The sequence below is a fragment of the Butyricicoccus sp. AM27-36 genome, from assembly GCF_003480945.1.
GTDB lineage: Bacteria > Bacillota > Clostridia > Oscillospirales > Butyricicoccaceae > Agathobaculum > Agathobaculum butyriciproducens.
The window spans coordinates 113,376-128,935 of the sequence record NZ_QUJR01000005.1; the positions used below are offsets into that span (position 1 = coordinate 113,376).

Annotated in this window: 14 protein-coding genes; 2 read left to right on the forward strand and 12 right to left on the reverse strand. The window is 51.6% G+C overall.

What is annotated here, in order from left to right:
* Positions 1-6: 6 nt before the first annotated feature.
* The 12 genes from DW724_RS08430 to DW724_RS08485 form a co-directional block, all read right to left on the reverse strand.
* The gene (locus DW724_RS08430) at positions 7-1,962 is read right to left on the reverse strand and encodes a C40 family peptidase (RefSeq protein ID WP_118761185.1); all 1,956 of its coding nucleotides are present in this window, start codon (positions 1,960-1,962) and stop codon (positions 7-9) included.
* Positions 1,950-2,870 carry a DNA cytosine methyltransferase gene (locus DW724_RS08435; protein ID WP_117485244.1) on the reverse strand — a complete coding sequence of 307 codons (921 nt, stop codon included), beginning with the start codon at positions 2,868-2,870 and terminating at the stop codon, positions 1,950-1,952. The genes DW724_RS08430 and DW724_RS08435 overlap by 13 nt, the downstream gene beginning before the upstream one ends.
* Entirely contained in the window at positions 2,867-5,272 is a 2,406-nt protein-coding gene (locus DW724_RS08440) for a VirB4-like conjugal transfer ATPase, CD1110 family (RefSeq protein WP_106999807.1), read from the reverse strand. The genes DW724_RS08435 and DW724_RS08440 overlap by 4 nt, the downstream gene beginning before the upstream one ends.
* Entirely contained in the window at positions 5,175-5,624 is a 450-nt protein-coding gene (locus tag DW724_RS08445) for a PrgI family protein (RefSeq protein ID WP_022788455.1), read from the reverse strand. Before DW724_RS08445 ends, DW724_RS08440 begins: the two co-directional genes overlap by 98 nt.
* A 6-nt stretch (positions 5,625-5,630) precedes the next feature.
* On the reverse strand, positions 5,631-6,164 hold the full coding sequence (locus tag DW724_RS08450) for an MT-A70 family methyltransferase (RefSeq protein ID WP_442861275.1): 534 nt from the start codon (positions 6,162-6,164) through the stop codon (positions 5,631-5,633).
* Positions 6,165-6,215: 51 nt separating this feature from the next.
* A complete protein-coding gene (locus tag DW724_RS08455; RefSeq protein ID WP_005946756.1) occupies positions 6,216-7,079 on the reverse strand; it encodes a VirB6/TrbL-like conjugal transfer protein, CD1112 family in 864 nt (287 codons plus the stop codon).
* A 71-nt stretch (positions 7,080-7,150) separates the two neighbouring features.
* Complete coding sequence (locus DW724_RS08460; protein WP_002566673.1) at positions 7,151-7,366, reverse strand: Maff2 family mobile element protein; 216 nt, start codon at positions 7,364-7,366, stop codon at positions 7,151-7,153.
* Positions 7,367-7,461: 95 nt separating this feature from the next.
* On the reverse strand, positions 7,462-7,689 hold the full coding sequence (locus DW724_RS08465; RefSeq protein ID WP_005946702.1) for a hypothetical protein: 228 nt from the start codon (positions 7,687-7,689) through the stop codon (positions 7,462-7,464).
* Between the two features lie 28 nt (positions 7,690-7,717).
* Positions 7,718-9,523, reverse strand: coding sequence for a VirD4-like conjugal transfer protein, CD1115 family (locus DW724_RS08470; protein WP_118591929.1), 1,806 nt, complete (start codon positions 9,521-9,523; stop codon positions 7,718-7,720).
* A complete protein-coding gene (locus tag DW724_RS08475; protein ID WP_003509387.1) occupies positions 9,520-9,996 on the reverse strand; it encodes a PcfB family protein in 477 nt (158 codons plus the stop codon). Before DW724_RS08475 ends, DW724_RS08470 begins: the two co-directional genes overlap by 4 nt.
* 42 nt (positions 9,997-10,038) lie before the next feature.
* The gene (locus DW724_RS08480) at positions 10,039-10,251 is read right to left on the reverse strand and encodes a DUF5348 domain-containing protein (RefSeq protein ID WP_003819042.1); all 213 of its coding nucleotides are present in this window, start codon (positions 10,249-10,251) and stop codon (positions 10,039-10,041) included.
* A gap of 15 nt (positions 10,252-10,266) precedes the next feature.
* Positions 10,267-11,394 (reverse strand): DUF6017 domain-containing protein, encoded by a 1,128-nt coding sequence (locus DW724_RS08485; RefSeq protein ID WP_071441261.1) that lies wholly within the window; start codon positions 11,392-11,394, stop codon positions 10,267-10,269.
* A 117-nt stretch (positions 11,395-11,511) separates the two neighbouring features.
* Between DW724_RS08485 and DW724_RS08490 the strand changes: the two genes are divergently transcribed.
* Both DW724_RS08490 and DW724_RS08495 read left to right on the forward strand, forming a co-directional pair.
* The gene (locus DW724_RS08490; RefSeq protein WP_243105712.1) at positions 11,512-13,593 is read left to right on the forward strand and encodes an ATP-dependent nuclease; all 2,082 of its coding nucleotides are present in this window, start codon (positions 11,512-11,514) and stop codon (positions 13,591-13,593) included.
* Positions 13,574-15,442 (forward strand): UvrD-helicase domain-containing protein, encoded by a 1,869-nt coding sequence (locus DW724_RS08495; RefSeq protein ID WP_118761187.1) that lies wholly within the window; start codon positions 13,574-13,576, stop codon positions 15,440-15,442. The genes DW724_RS08490 and DW724_RS08495 overlap by 20 nt, the downstream gene beginning before the upstream one ends.
* Positions 15,443-15,560: the final 118 nt, after the last annotated feature.

Genomic DNA, 15,560 nt, shown 5'->3' on the forward strand with positions numbered 1-15,560 from the left:
TGGCGTTTAAGGCAACCGCCCGTAACAATAAAAATGCTGCTGCCAGTAGCTTGAATTGAGGTTTGTGTAGGAAATGGGGTCTCCGCAGTGCAGCATGACCGAATTTCCCACATACAGCCCCACATGGGACATCCCGGCAGTGTCATAAGTGCCGACGAAAAATACAAGGTCGCCGGGCTTGGCCTGCTCCGGGGAAACGGGAGTGCAGATGTTGTAAAGCCCCTGCGCCGTCTGGCGTCCCACATTCCAGCCGGAATGATTGATAACCCAGCTAATGAAGCCGGAACAATCAAAGCTGGTGCTTGGGGAGCTGCCGCCCCACACATAGGGATAGCCCACATACTTTTCCGCCTCGGCGATCATGGCGGCAAAGGCTTCGTCCTTTAGCGCCTCCGGGGGGATTTCATAGTAGGTCGGCTCTTTCGGGGTGGAGGCGTGGGGATAGCTGCCGTTGGGGAACAGGTCTGGCCGGTTGCCCAAAGTCTGCATATAGGCAGCATAAAAGCCCATCTGTTCCTCGGTGAGAATGTAGATGGGCAGGTGGGACAGGTCAAAGTTTTCCAGCTTCACATTGCAGATGTAGTAAGTGTAGGGTACTTCCACGATGTAGGTGTTTCCCTCGCTGTCCGTCCTCGTTTCGGTGCGGTAGCGGGTTTCCGTTTCGATGGTCTGGGTCAGGATGTACTGTTTTTCAAAGAGCATAGCAAGATCGCCCTGTACCTCCCCCAAAGTGAACACGCCGTTATGCAGCGCGGAGAGGATGGAGGTCAGCACATAGGGGTCATGCTTGATCTCGTCCAGATCGAAACGGTATTCGTCATAACCGGGGTGCAGGCTTTCGTAGTTGTCAAGTTCGTGCTGCAAGTCTGCTTCCAGCGCGCCATAGGCGGCTTCGGCTCCCAGCATATCGCTGTCCTCGGAGAGATAGGAGGTGGCGGCAAGGCCCGTCCCGGTGCTGCCAAACATGGCGGTGCAGGATTGCAAGCCGCCCATCACCAGCAGGAGCATAAGGCCTACGCCGCCGACGATCAGCGCCCCTTTCCAGTGCCGGGCGGCAAAGGACGCGGCCTGTCTGCTTTTCTCTGCGGCTTTCTTGGCTGCGGCAGCCGTGGTCTTGGCGGTGCTTGCCGCCCCCTGTGCGGTCTGGCCCGCCGCCCTTGCTGCCTTGGCATATTCCCGCTTGATGTGCTGTTTCTGCCAGAAGCGGGAAACGGGGTTCTTGGTCGCCTGCGCCAGCTCCGGGTTGTCCCGCAGGGATTTTTGATACGCAAACTCGGCGTTGGCGGCGATGGACTTTCGCTCGGCCTTGGCTGCGGCCCGGTAGGGTTTGAGCTTGTGGCGGTGGACGCCGCTGCGGATCATGCGGCCCGCCTGCCGTTCCGCCAGTTCCTCCCCCTTGTGGCCGCCCTCCACGCCCACATTTTCGTGTTCTACCTCATGGATTTTTCCGTGGAGGTAAAGCCCGGCTTCCTGTATGGGGCGGCTGGCCGGGTTTGGTTTGAGCTGGGGAGGGGATTTCTCCACCTTGTCAAAATACAGCCTGCTTTTGGCCTTGCCCTTGGCCTCGTCATAAACGGTTTCCTTGGTGACGACACGCTTTTTCGGCAAGGCTTCTTTGGCTGCTTCCAGCTGATCCGCCCGTTTTTCTGCCTTTTTGATATACGGGGCCAACTCCGGGGAGGCCCGTTCCTCGGCGGTAAACTGCAACCGGGAAACAGGGCCGGTGGCCTGCGCCACGGTTTCCCCGGCGTCCTTGGCCGCTTTCTTTGCCTTGTGGCGGTCGTGCAGTTCGTCCGCCCGTTCCAGTATTTTTTCCGCCGCGCCCTCCGGCTGGGCGGTGTATTCCTGCTCGGCCTCCCGGCTGGACACATTGACGCTTTCGCCGGTGGTCTGGTTATCCAGTGTCAGGCCGTCGCGGGTCATGTGCTGCGTTACCTTGTCGCGGGGTTTTAAGGGTTCCATATCCGATCACCTCCTTGCTGTCTGTTCCGGCAGCGCCCGGTTTCAATCTCTGCAATATAGCGCAGGATGGGGTACACCTGCGGGGGAACAACTGCGTTTCCCAAAGTCTTTAACCGCTTTGCCACATTCGCCGGTGGGTCGCTGATTAAGTACGGGATTTGCGCCGGTTCTTTGGCCCACATGGAATGTCCGTCCATCTCCGGGGGAATCCCATCAGCCATTCCACCCAGTCGGGATTCAGTTTCACATCCCCCGGCGGGCTGCCCAGCAGTTTGTAAACCGCCCATGACAGCCGCGCCGTCCATACGGTTCCGCTGGGATTGTATTTTCGGAAGCTCCCAGTCGGGGTCATCCGCACATCGACAGTTTTCCCCACATCCCCCGTGTCGCTGGCAAGGGGCGTGGGAAGCAGCATGGCCGATGATGAAAGTTCTTTTGCGCTCATGCCATGCGCCGACGGCGACAGCAGGAAGTACGAAAACCCTAACGGCGTAGCCTGCCTGCTCCAAGTCAAAAACCGTCTTGTCGAGCCCCAGATGGATGAAGCCAGCAACATTTTCTCCAAGCACCCAAGAGGGGTGCAGTTCCCGGATAACGCGGAGCATTTCGGGCCATAAATACCGTTCGTCCTCAAATCCCCGTTGTTTCCCGGCACTGGAAAAGGGCTGGCAGGGGAATCCCCCGGAAATAAGTGTGGTGGTTTCTCGTCCTGTTTTTTCAAAAAATGCCTCCTTTGTCACTGTGGTAATGTCCCGGAATTTTGGTACCTGCGGCCAGTGCTTTTTCAAAACTTCCATCGGGAAATCCGCCCATTCGCACTGGCATACGGTGGTAAACCCTGCGGCTTCCGCCGCAAGGTCGATCCCGCCGATCCCGGAAAACAGGCTGAAATGTGTTAAGGCGCTCATACCGTCGCCCCCTCGCCTAACCGGGTCGTCATGATCTGGTAGAGCTGGGTGTTTTTCGGGATGGGGTTCTTAAAGGGCAGGATCACATTTTCGTAAATGAGAAGCCCCTCGCCGGGTTCGGAATTGTCCACATACCGTAATTGCTGGGGCGAAATGTTCAGCCGTTCCGCAAGGATTTTGCGGTCGCCGCTGGCCTGATTGAGCAGGCAGATAAAGTCGCTGTTTTCCAAAATGTTCTCAATTTCCGGGGAGGAAAGCAGGTCTTTTACATTCTGCGTCGCACCTGTGGGAATCCCGCCCCACTTACGAAAACGCTTCCAAATCTCACAGGAAAAGGCCGCCGTCTGTTCCTCACGCAAAAGCAGGTGGAACTCATCACAGAAATACCATGTCGCCTTGCCCTTGCTGCGGTTTTGGGTGACGCGCCCCCAAATCTGGTCTTGGACAATGAGCATACCGATTTTCTTTAGCTGCTTGCCCAGTTCCTTGATGTCAAAGGCCACAATGCGGTTTTGAATGTCGATGTTGGTTCTGTGGTTGAACACATTTAGGCTGCCGGACACATACAGGTCAAGGGCCTGCGCCACCCGGTCAGCCTCCGGGATATGCTGGTCTAACAGGGCTTTATGCAGGTCTGCAAGGATGGGCATATTTTCCGGCTTGGGGTCTGCCAGATAAGGTCGGTAGATCACCTGTACCGCCCGGTCGATCACCGTCTTTTCAATGGCTTCCAGCCCGTTCTTGCCGCCCATGACAAGCTCACAGAACGACAGCACAAAGTCGGATTTCAAGGCCAGCGGGTTTTCATCCTCGGAGTAATTCAGGTTGATGTCCAGCGGGTTCACATAGTTTTTGCTGGTAGGCGACAGCTTCACCACCTGCCCATGCAGCCGCTTCACAAGGGGGTAATACTCGGCTTCTGGATCACAGATATACACATCGTCCGGGGTGCAGAGGAACACGCTCAAAATCTCGGATTTACAGCTCATACTTTTGCCGCTTCCCGGTGTCCCCAGCTTTAGCCCGTTGGGACACCTCGCCCGTTTGCGGTCGAGCATAATCATGTTGCCGGTTTTGGCGTTGATCCCGTAATACATGGCGTCGCCGCCCTGAAAAAGCTCCTGCGTCACAAAGGGGACGAACACGGCCACGCTGGAAGTCGTCAGGGAGCGTTCAATCTGGATGTGGCTGGCCCCCAGCGGCAGGCTGCTCATAAGCCCCTGTTCCTGCTGGTAGTCCAGCCGCACAAGGGAGCAGTTGTACTTCTGGGCGATCCCGGCAGCCCAGAACACATCGTTTTCCAGCTTTTGCCGGGTGTCTGCGGTGTTCAGCACCAAAAAGGTAAGCTGGAACATCCTTTCATTCCGGCTCTGCAAAGTCTTTAACAGCTCCTTGGCGTCCTGCCCGTAGGTGGCAAGGTCGCTGGGAAGTATATCCATGTCGTAACCACTTCTTACCGCCCGTTTCTGTTCCTGAATCTTCATGGCGTCAAGGTCGGTGATCTTGCGCTTGACCGTCTTAATGGCGTCGCTCTGGTCGATGGCCTGCACATGGAGGTTCACCACAATGCCGTTTTCTGTGTTGAGGAAGTCGGCCAGCATTTCATCCGACAGCTCCGGGGAGAGGATTTGCAGGAAGCTCACCGCCCCGTATTTGCCGCCCAGCCCGAACATCCGGGCATTGCCGAAGCGGAACGAGGACGGGGCGATAAAGTCCTTGGTGGAAAGCCCCGACGGGGCAAGCCACTTCCAGTCAAAAGAAAACGGCTCCCCGTCCGGGTGGAAAATGCTGTGCATGACTTCCAGCCGCTGCTTGGCGTCCAGTCCCCACGCGGAGGCCCCCATGCTCTTGAAATAGCCCAAAAGGTCGGTTTCGATCCGGCGCAGTCTGGCGCGGGCCATTTTCAGGCTGTCCGCCTCGATGGTGTAGGTCATAAATTTCCGCTTCATCAGGCCGTTGTTCCCGTTCACAAGCTGGTCTTGCAAAATGTCGGAATACTCGCTGCGGATGTCGTCGAAGTCGTCCCCCTGCGCCCGGATTTCAAAGCTCTTGGCGTACTGCTTGGGGTCGATCTTGCGGTTGATAAAGGAAAACTGCACATGAATGGAGGCGTCCAGATAGTTGTAGAGGTCGCACAGGTTTTCAAAGATGGCGGTCTTGGTGTCCGCCTGCGCCAGTTGGTAGCTGATGTCCGTAAACTCAATGCACTTGGAAAAGGTGCGGGGCGTTACCCGGCATACGCCGTCCTGATACATGGCCTCATAGGGAATACTGGCCTGTGCCGAATGGGGCTTGCCGTCGCCCTTATACTTTCGGATGACGGCCTGAATCTCTTTCTTTTCGGCGCGGGTGAGCTTGACCGGCGCTTTTGCGCTCGTTTCGTTCTTTTGCTTTTTGGACAATGGCGTTGACCTCCTTTTCCATTTGGGATTGCCGCACAAGGGCGGTATAAGCGTTGTTGGTCTGGTAGGGCCGTTCCTTGGGCTGGATGAAGCAGCACTCTACGATCTGGCGCACCACCACTTCAAGGGGCTGGCCGTGTTTTTCGTAAAGCGCCAGCAGAAAGCCCGGCAGCATGGCGAACACCATAATGAGCGCCGCCGCGCTGGTCGGGACGCGGCCCCGGATCAAAAAGAAAAGCGGGACGCCAATAAGCAGCGCACCGCCAAAACAAATGAGCTGGCGTTTCGTCAGCCCGAATACTACCTTGGATTTGACCTTGGTTAAATCCTTGGGGACAGTTACATAAGCCATAAAAAGTCACCTCGTTTCTGGTACGGACAGGGAAAAATCGCTGTCCAATTCATTGCCCCACACATCCCAGCCGGGGGTTTTCTGTCTGGCAAACAGTTCTGCGCGGGGCAGGTCGCCCGCAAGGGCTATGATTTTCTCGCGGGTAATGTCTGGTTTCTTGCTGTGTTCCTCCACCGGGGAAATGATAAACTGATGGACGCTTTTGGAGTAACGCTTGGGATGGCCCCGCTTGGCAAGCAGGCAGATTTCCGCGTTTCCTCTCGTCCAATAGCCCAGTCCGTAAAACCATGTGGGGCTTTTGCGGTTCAATTTCAGCCAGATAAAGGCCACGGTCTTAAAGGAAAAGCCCCACGCCTTAATCAGACGCAGCGCCTCCGGGAGCTGTGGGAAAGTCGCCCACAAAAACAAGAGGCAGTCTTTTCCCGCCAGCGTTTCCACCGGCAGGGCGCACAGATCGTCAATGCTCATGGTGGGATAGTGATGTTCCGCCGCCCCTGTCCGTTTGCACTCATATCTCCACGGCGGGTCGGCGTAAAGGATGTTGTAGGTTTTCTTTTGTGTTTCCTCGATGGTTGGTATTCCTCCTGTCTGTCAATGTGCGGTAAATACGGCTTTCGATATGCTGCCGGTCTTGAACAGACAGAAGCAAAGCAAAACGGTATAGCCCATACAGCCCCAGATCGCGCCGGATATGTCGTCGGCGGTTCCGATCTGCTGGATCAGCACCGCATAAATCCCGACAACCACCATGATTAAAAAGGCTTGGAAGCCCAGCGCAAGCAGGGATTTCAAGTAGTTCTGGCCCATGCCGCGCCACTCTGCATTGCCCAGCGTGGCAAGGGGGATCGGCCCCAATGCGGTCACGGCGTAAATTTCAATCATTCTTCCATAGGTCACAAGGAAAATGCAGATGGAAAGAATGTTCATCGTCAGCCCCACAACAAGGGTCTGGAACCACAGGCCCAGCAGCGGTCCGATGTCCATTGCTTCAAGGCGGCTTTCCAGATCGGGCAGCAGCGTGTCAAAATCAATGCTGGTATCTCCGATAATCACCCCGGCGCTTTGGTTGACGACCTGCTGGGTGGCGTCAAACACGCCCATGACGATATTCCATGTGTTCGTCACAATGAGAATGGCAAAGGCGCTTTTGAAAATCCAGCGGAAGAACATGGAGCTGTCGAAGTCGTGCATATTGTTCTTTTCCACGATCATGTCGATCAGCTCATAGCACATCACAAGGGCGAGAATGGCCGCCGCAATGGGGACGATCACCGTTTCGGACAGGTTTTGCAGCATGGAGAAAATGCCGCCGTTCCAGTCCTGCGGGGTACTGCCCACATCCGACGCGATTTCCCCGACTTTGGTATTGACTGTGTTAAACAGGCCGGACAGGTTGCCCATGATACCGTCGATCAGGATTCCTTTGATCCATTCCCCGATTAAATCACCAATCATGTGGGGACACCTCCTTTCCCGCGCCCTCCCAGATCAGAGAGGGCGCGGAGGGTTTTCTAACACACATGGGGTTATCCCAGCAGCCCGGACAGCAGCGGAACAAGGGTCATGCCGATCAGGGCAACGCCTCCTCCGGCGACAAGCTGCTTGATTCCTTGGCTCTTGCTCGCCGGGTTGTCCGCCCCGTATCCCTCCAAAAGATTGACGCCGCCCCATACGCAAAGCGCTCCGCCGAGGCCCACAACGATGGTCTGCAAAGTATCAACTGCACTATTGAAAAATTCCATAAATTTACCTCCATAAATTCAGATTGTGATGGTGTTTGGGTACAAAAAAGCCGCCGTACACAGCGGCAGCCTCACAATCCGCAGACGGCCCGGAGTTACTGGCCGTCCCGCCATTCCAGCACAGCCAGCGAAAAAATTTCGCCCCATGCTTCACACAGTCTGCGGTCTATTTCCCTTGCAAGTTCTTCGGCTTCCCCGTCCGTGGGCGGGGTATCATGTTCTGCGATCCACTGGCACAGCACCGCAGCGGAAATGATTGCCCGGTAGATTTCTTTCTCATACTTGAAATAATCCGCAAATGTCCATTCGTCCGAGTGTCCCATCGGTCACGCTCCTTTCTCTATGGCCGCTTTATTCTGCGGAAAAATCTTCCTCCGACAGCTCAATGTCGTAGAGGTCAAAGGGTTCGTCCTCCGTTATCACGCGCCGCCTTTTCCGGCGCAGGGACGACAGGTAGCTGTCCACATCAAAGGTGTTCTTTTTGTCAGCGTCCGAGAGGTATTTATAGCGGGGGTGGCGGGTGATGTCGTATTTCTCACTGAAAAACGGCCTCACGCCGCGCACCTGCAAAATACACTTGCCTCCGTCCATCGTTGCAATTTCGTCTTGGCTCATCAGCTCCTTTCCGAGTTTTTGGTAGTTCAGTCCGTGGGAGGTCTGCGCGCCCCGGTTCTCGCTCTGGTTGTAGCTGTCAATGGTTTCCTTGCCCAGCACCTCCGCGATCTCCTTGGCGTTCTTGCCCCTGCCACTAAGGAACAGCGTACAGTCGCAGTTGTCGGAAATGATTTCCGCCGCGTCCTTGTAAATGGCCTTTAGCTGCGACTGGCTCTGCAAAATAATAGAAGCCGAGATTTCCCGGCTTCGGATGGTGGCGATCAGCTTGTCAAAGTTTGGAATCTGGCCGATGTTGGCGAACTCGTCCAGAATCAGCCGCACATGGACGGGCAGCCGCCCGCCGTATTTGTCATCGGCCCGGTCACACAAAAGGTTTATGAGCTGGCTTTGCACCATTGCCAGAATGAAATTAAAGGTCGTGTCCGTGTCCGACATAATCAGGAACAGGGCTGTTTTTTTGTCCCCGATGGTGTCAAGTTCCAGTTCGTCGTCCTCCATCAGCTCCCGCACCTCCCGGATGTCAAAGGGCGCTAATCTGGCTCCGCAGCTTATCAAAATGGAGCTGCGGGTCTTGCCCGCCGACAGCAGGAATTTACGGTACTGGCGCACCGCAAAGTGTTCCGGGTCTTTTTCTTCCAGCCGTTCAAACATCTGGTCTACCGGGGATTGAAATTCCGGGTCGTCCTCGCGGGCTTCACTGGCATTTATCATTTCAAGCAGCGTAGTGAAATTCATTTCATCGTCCGGCGCTTCGTACCAGATATAGCCAATGAGGGCCGAATACAGCAGGCGTTCCGATTTGATCCAAAAATCCTCGGCGCTTTTTTCGCCCTCGCCCTTGGTGTTACAGATCAGAGTGTTTACCAGCTTCAAAATGTCCTTTTCCGAATGGATGTAGCGAAACGGGTTGTAGCGCATACTCTTGGAAAAGTTAATGGTATTCAGCACTTTTACCCGGTAGCCGCACCGCACAAGGAGCTGGCCCACCTCGCCGATCAGACTTCCTTTCGGGTCGGTAATCACGAATGAGGTCGGGTAGTCCTTGGACACGCACTGCATGAGGTTGGGCTTCACAAAGAACCGGGTCTTGCCGCTGCCGGAACCGCCGATCACCAGCACATTTTTGTTCCGGGCGGTCTTGGGGTCTTTGGGCCGGTTGTTCATGGTGAGGCGTTCCGTCTGGGTCAGGAGGATGTTGTTGTCAAACACCGGGTCGATGTACGGGGCTATATCTTTGGGGCTGCCCCAACGGGCGCTGCCGTACTCGACACCCCGGCGGTATTTCTTGGCGTTCTTGCTTTTGCAGTACACCATCAGCCGCAGCGCCACCGCACCGGCCACGCCCACCGCCAGATCGAACAGGTGGAAGCTGGGGGCGGCGCTTTCAAAGGCAAGGGAAAAGCCGTCCGCAAGGTGCAATAGCTTTTCCGACAAGTCCGCCCCAGCCGCCAGCCGGTAGGTCTGTCCCAGCTTGCCGAACAGGTAAACAAACAGCAGGTAGGGCAGGTTGGCGATGATCAGCTTTTTCATTTCCGGCTTCATCGTGACAGCCCCCTTTCCTTGATTTTCTCCTTGGCCTGCTGGCTGCTTCTGGCCGCTGCCTTTTCTTTCAGGACGGCAAGGGTCTTTCGGATGGAGGGGCGCTCCTGCTGTTTGAGCTTCTTGGCCGTAAACTCCTTAAACGCCTGTTCCAGATTGTCCGCCTGCTTGGATTTGAAGATCACGATATACCGGGGCGGATGGGTAGTGCGGTCTTTCCGCAAGGTAAAATCAATGTCGTATTTCTTGGCGCAGGGCTTAAACAGGCCGATGTTGGCGTCGGTGATCTCAATGTTGGACAGGGCGGAACCGTCCTTTTTGAGCTGCCGTAAGCTCTGCTGTCCGTGATGGGCCTTGCCCGTCCCTTTCTGCCGGGCGGCCAGATATTTTCGGATGGCCGCTTGCAGCACTTGGGCGGTGAGCTTGCCCGTCTTAACCGCTAACGCTATGGTTTTCTGGTCTACTTCTTCCTGCAACTGCTATCCCTCCTTTGGAAAGTCAGCAGGCAGGCGGATGGCTTAAATCCGCACCCGCAGGCCGGAGAGGTCGTCGGCATGGATTCCCACAAGATACCAGTTCTCGGCCATTTCAATGCGGGTCGGCCTCCATCTGCCGCCCACCATCACATCAAAAGTTTCTCCGCAGTGCAGGCCGCCGTAATAGTCCGCAAGGTCAAAGCGGATGTCGTAGCGGTCTGTCTGCTCGTCAAAAATCAAAGCACCCTGTTTCATAGGGTCGGCCTCCTTTCAGATTTTGCCGGTGTTCATGTCATGGGCCACCAGCGCCGTGTAATAGCCGTTGATGGTGCTTGGGGCGTTGAACAGAACCGCCAGCAGGTATTTTTTGATGTTCCGTATTTCCGTGGTGTTTTTGCTGATACAGTCAAAGACAAACTCAATGTGAGAGCTGTTCAGCTTCATCAGCTTGGATTTCACCAGCTCGGCGGGGTAATCGTCCCCGGCAATGCGGATGGTCTTTCGGGCGCTGCATACGGTTTCCACCAGCAAGTCCACGATCTCGTCCAGCATATCCCGGTCAATCCCCTTGGCGTACTGGCAAAGGTGTTCATACTCGATGTTGTCCTTGATGATCTCCCGATAAATCTCTACGGCGCTCTGTGATTTCGCTCCCGTTCCTTTCCGTTCCGGCGGCGCAGCCGCTTCTTCCCCCAAAGGAGAGGGAGGGGAAAGGATAAGAATGGAATCGGTATTTGATCCATCCGTAATTGATTTCTCTTTACTTGATCTATCTTTATTTAATTGCGTTGGTTTTTCCTGCGTAGGCTTTTCCTGCGTTGGATTATCCAATGTTGGATTTTCCAATGTAGGTGAATCCGGCACAGGCTGGGGCTGTTCATAAATGATGTAATCCGCCCCGCGCAGGCGGCCTTGGCTGTCACGCTCACGGGAACGCACGATATAGCCCGCCTGTTCCAGCTCCCGGACAGCCGCCCGGATCGCGTCGATCTGCTCCCGGTTGATAAGGGATAAGCCTTTCAGCGTAAAGTCCCAGCTCTCCGGCAAGGACAGCATTTGCGACAGCAGCCCCTTGGCTTTCAGGGACAAGTCCTTGTTCCGCAGGTGGTGGTTGGACATCACCGTATAGCCCCGGTTTTTCTCCACTCGAAAAACTGCCATCTCGTCGTCCACTCCTTTCACTTGAAATTTCACCGCGCCGTCAAGGGCGGTGAGCTTGCCCGGCTGGTAGGGACATTCCTCATACACACAAAACTGGTACTTCCAGTGCGGGCGGTAGAAACGGCAGGTGCCGCAGTCCTCCGGCGCTCCGGCCTCGCCGTTGTCAAAATGATCTGCGCCCGGCCTCGTCTGCATGAGCTGTTCAAAGGCCCGGTCGCTGCCGGAAGTAAAGTACATAGGCGGTCGCCTCCTTTCTGTTTTTGGGCGCAAAAAAGCGGCGTCCTGATCTCCCCAAAGGGGAAAAGAGAACGCCGCTGTCTGCGGTGTCGTATTCAATTTTCGATGTGTCACTATTTGGGCGCTGGGCTTCACGGGAAGCAGAAGCGTGTCAAAGCTCAATCCGAAAGTAGTAAATCGGTAGTAAATTCAGTTCTTATATCCCGTGAAATGCCCGTATTTCCGGGCTTTTTGGAGATAATCAGAGTTGTTTCTGAAAATAGTAATGATCATATTCTACACAGAAGTGATTTCCATTTGCCAAAAGATATACTCCCAGATGAAATGGAACAGCAAAGTCTTTATATAGAAGCAATATTTGAATTTGAAGAATTGCAGTCAGGAAGCAATGGTGGAGAATATACTATACCTATCTTTTATCAACACTTTGTTGTTGATAATCCTAGCGGACTGCCGTATCTACGAATCCGTCTTGAGGCCACATGGGAAAAAAGCAATACTATTGACGGCTCGATTGACAGCAAGATAAGTTATATTACTTGTCCGGAGTTTGCTGAAATTGAAGAAGGCAATCGAACAAATGCGTCTCGACGGGATCTGGATAAGATTCGAGTGATTTATGTCCCAGCAGTTAGAAATCCGTCTAAGCAACTGAAAAATGCATCTGGTACGATGATGTATCAGATCATGAGCAGCATCAACTGGAGCGAGAAAACAAAAGGGAACGTTAAAACTAAAATCAAGGAATTGAATGAACAATTTGAAGGAGAAAAAGGCGTTTCCATGTTTGGCGCGTCGCTGGGAAAGCAGTGGAAAATCTATGATTCTGATGAGCGATATTCGACAGCCAGCTTAAGATTCAACAGCACTGATATTGAAACATCTATTAGAAAAACAGAGGTTGTTTTTGAACCGACAGAAACGGGAAAAGAATATACGATAGACCAGATGGGAGATGGGTTGCGCTCTCTATTCTATATATCTCTGGTTGACAGCATATTGGATGTTGAAGGGCAAATGGTGAGAGAAATAGAGACAGATCCAGAACATACCTCTTTCAATAGAAAACCACCTATTTTGACAATTGTAGCACTTGAAGAGCCTGAAAATCACATCGCTCCACATCTGCTGGGGAAATTGGTGGGGAATTTGAAGGATATTGCAGAAAAAAACAATGCGCAGGCAATTATGACATCCCATTCTCCTTCGATTGTTAAGCGGATTGATCCGGAAAATCTCAGATATTTTAGATTAGATAGGGAGTTGTTGGAATCAAGAGTAAGATGCATCACCCTGCCGGATGAAGAACGTATGCAGGATCAATATAAATATATTAAGGAAGCGGTGAGAGCCTATCCGGAACTGTATTTTGCAAAACTCGTTATTCTGGGAGAGGGCGATAGTGAAGAAATTATCCTGCCGAAGTATTGGGAAGCCATGAATGGTAGCACAGATGTCAGCGGAATATCAATTGTTCCGCTCGGCGGTCGGCATGTCAACCACTTCTGGAGATTGCTAAATGATTTGGAAATTCCGCATATTACATTGCTCGATTTAGATCGAGAAAGAGATGGTGGTGGCTGGGGGCGAATCCAATATGTGCTTAAACAGCTCATTGCAAATGGGTATAACAAGGAAGAACTGCTCAATACCCAAGATGGAATACTAACTGATGCTCAGTTTAAAAAAATGTCTGACTGGAATGTATCTGATATTGTAACAATGCAGACTTGGATAGATTCGCTTGAAGAATATAATGTGTTCTTTTCTGCGCCGCTGGATATTGATTTTATGATGTTGGAACAAATAGGAAATGTATATAAACGGACATTAGATGCATCTGAAGGCCCTCGTATTGATATTATCCAAAAGGAAAAGAAAAAACGAACGCTCATTACAACAATTGAGAATGATAGCGAGGCGCATCCGGAATATGAAACTCGAATTCAAAAAGACATACAAAATACACTAAAAGAAGAAGGTGGTGATGGACATACCTACTCACCCGAACAGCAAAAGCTTATGGTATGGTACACATATTTCTTCTTGAACAGAGGAAAACCATCTACACATATTGCGGCACTATCTCAATTAAGTGACGAGGAGTTAAAAGAAAATATACCGCCAGTTTTGCAACGTTTAATTGAAACTGCTGATCACATTCTAAAAGGTGATAAGAATGATAATTGTGCATCCTGACAAATGGTTACCTTGCGACGGAATCTCGTTGGAGGAAGCTGCGGATACGGCCGTTCGCTGCAGCGACAGACATGTACTTGTTGTTGCAGGACCTGGCGCAGGAAAAACGGAATTGTTGGCGCAAAAAGCGGCATTTCTGTTTCAGACAAATCAGTGCAGAGAGCCTCAAAAGATACTTGCTATCAGTTTCAAAACGGATGCTGCACAAAATCTGAAAGAACGCGTGGAAAAACGATGTAGCACAGAGGTAAAAGGTAGATTCATATCAATGACATACGATGCATTTGCCAAAAGTATCCTTGACCATTTCCTATATGCGTTGCCCGACGAACTTTGCCCAGCTACCGATTACCTGGTGAATGATCCCGATATAATTGATGCAGCGTTTCATTGCGTTGGATTCAAAAACCCCAATGGCTTCACGCAGTCTAAACTGAAAACGGAATATGATGATATTCTGTCACGAATTAGTCTTCCTTTAACAGGAGATGGATTAGGGTATAAAGTGTGGCCACTATTATTAAAGGGATTTAACGGAAATAAAGCAACTCTGACATTTAAGATGATCATGATGCTTGCCGTGTATATCATTGAAACGAACCCGTATATTAAGCAAGCGTTACAAATGACGTATTCATTTGTGTTCCTTGATGAGTTTCAGGACACAACGGCAATTCAATATGCGTTTGTAAAGGAGTGCTTTTGGGGTTCTGGTACCAAGATAACATCTGTGGGAGATAACAAGCAGCGAATCATGGTATGGGCCGGGGCCGTAAAAACAATATTTAATGACTTTTATAGGGAACTGAATCCGAAAGGTGTACGCTTGACAATGAATCATCGTTCTGCGCCTAGATTAGTTGCATTGCAAAAGGCAATGTATGAGTCTTTGAAAGAGAAGGCGACAGAAGTATGTGTTTCTGACAACTGGGCCGAGAATGATGGGAACATTGCACTTTTTATTGCAGACAATGAACAACTGGAGGCTTCTGCTGTATCGAAGGACATACTATCGAAAATCTCAAATGGTGTAGAGCCACACGATATTTGTATTCTCTGCAAGCAAAAGCCACAGGACTACGCTTCAGCGATTATTGAGAAGTTGGAGCAACACGGCGTGCGTGCGCGCATTGAAACTGGCTACCAGAACCTTATCAAAGAACCAATAGTAGATTTGCTTATCAAATTCATGATATGTGCTGAAAGCAGAAAACAACCGAATGAATGGACTTTTATAGAAGAGTCACTGGTTGAGCTTTGGGGAATTAGCGGGATGCGGGAAAGTGATACCTTTGATGAAATGCAGAGGAAACTGTCTGCTGTAGTGAACATTGTAAAGAAGAACATACAGCAAAAGTTTGATACAGAGCAGTGGCACAGTACTTTGAATAGTATCATTAATTTTTTTGGCATTGGGAATATAAAGGCGAAATTCCCGGCGTATAAACAAGGTACTTACTTTATGGATGTAATCAACCAATTTGAAAGTCTCTTTTTTGAGGAATATGTAGCCGCACACGAAGTATGGAACCTAGCGATTGAAAACTTTCGCGGAGATCATTCCGTCCCTATCATGACAATTCATAAAAGTAAAGGATTAGAATACAATGCTGTATACTTTGTTGGATTAGAGGATTCTGCTTTTTGGAATTTTAGAAATCAGCCAGATGAAGATAGATGTACATTTTTTGTGGCGCTATCACGTGCAAAGGCGTCAGTTACATTTACATTTTGCAAAAGACGAACTGGCATGAAATACCCTATGCAAAGGCACAACGTAATTAATGAATTTTTCGATTTATTGCAAAGGCCTGGAATTGCAGAGGTAAAACATTTCCAAAACCGCTAATTGATTTCATGCACTTGAAATTATAAAATCGCAGCGAGACAACGATTTGCACCTGCATCTTTTCTGTCAACACCCGACATACAAAACAGGGACAAGAGGTTTTACCTCTTGTCCCTGT

What these genes read in the sequence shown, in the direction of transcription:
- DW724_RS08485 (WP_071441261.1), bottom strand. Translation starts at nt 11,394, where the DNA reads ATGTACTTTACTTCCGGCAGCGACCGGGCCTTTGAACAGCTCATGCAG.
- DW724_RS08455 (WP_005946756.1), bottom strand. Translation starts at nt 7,079, where the DNA reads ATGATTGGTGATTTAATCGGGGAATGGATCAAAGGAATCCTGATCGAC.
- DW724_RS08435 (WP_117485244.1), bottom strand. Translation starts at nt 2,870, where the DNA reads ATGAGCGCCTTAACACATTTCAGCCTGTTTTCCGGGATCGGCGGGATC.
- DW724_RS08445 (WP_022788455.1), bottom strand. Translation starts at nt 5,624, where the DNA reads ATGGCTTATGTAACTGTCCCCAAGGATTTAACCAAGGTCAAATCCAAG.
- DW724_RS08460 (WP_002566673.1), bottom strand. Translation starts at nt 7,366, where the DNA reads ATGGAATTTTTCAATAGTGCAGTTGATACTTTGCAGACCATCGTTGTG.
- DW724_RS08465 (WP_005946702.1), bottom strand. Translation starts at nt 7,689, where the DNA reads ATGGGACACTCGGACGAATGGACATTTGCGGATTATTTCAAGTATGAG.
- DW724_RS08495 (WP_118761187.1), top strand. Translation starts at nt 13,574, where the DNA reads ATGATAATTGTGCATCCTGACAAATGGTTACCTTGCGACGGAATCTCG.
- DW724_RS08480 (WP_003819042.1), bottom strand. Translation starts at nt 10,251, where the DNA reads ATGAAACAGGGTGCTTTGATTTTTGACGAGCAGACAGACCGCTACGAC.
- DW724_RS08430 (WP_118761185.1), bottom strand. Translation starts at nt 1,962, where the DNA reads ATGGAACCCTTAAAACCCCGCGACAAGGTAACGCAGCACATGACCCGC.
- DW724_RS08470 (WP_118591929.1), bottom strand. Translation starts at nt 9,523, where the DNA reads ATGAAGCCGGAAATGAAAAAGCTGATCATCGCCAACCTGCCCTACCTG.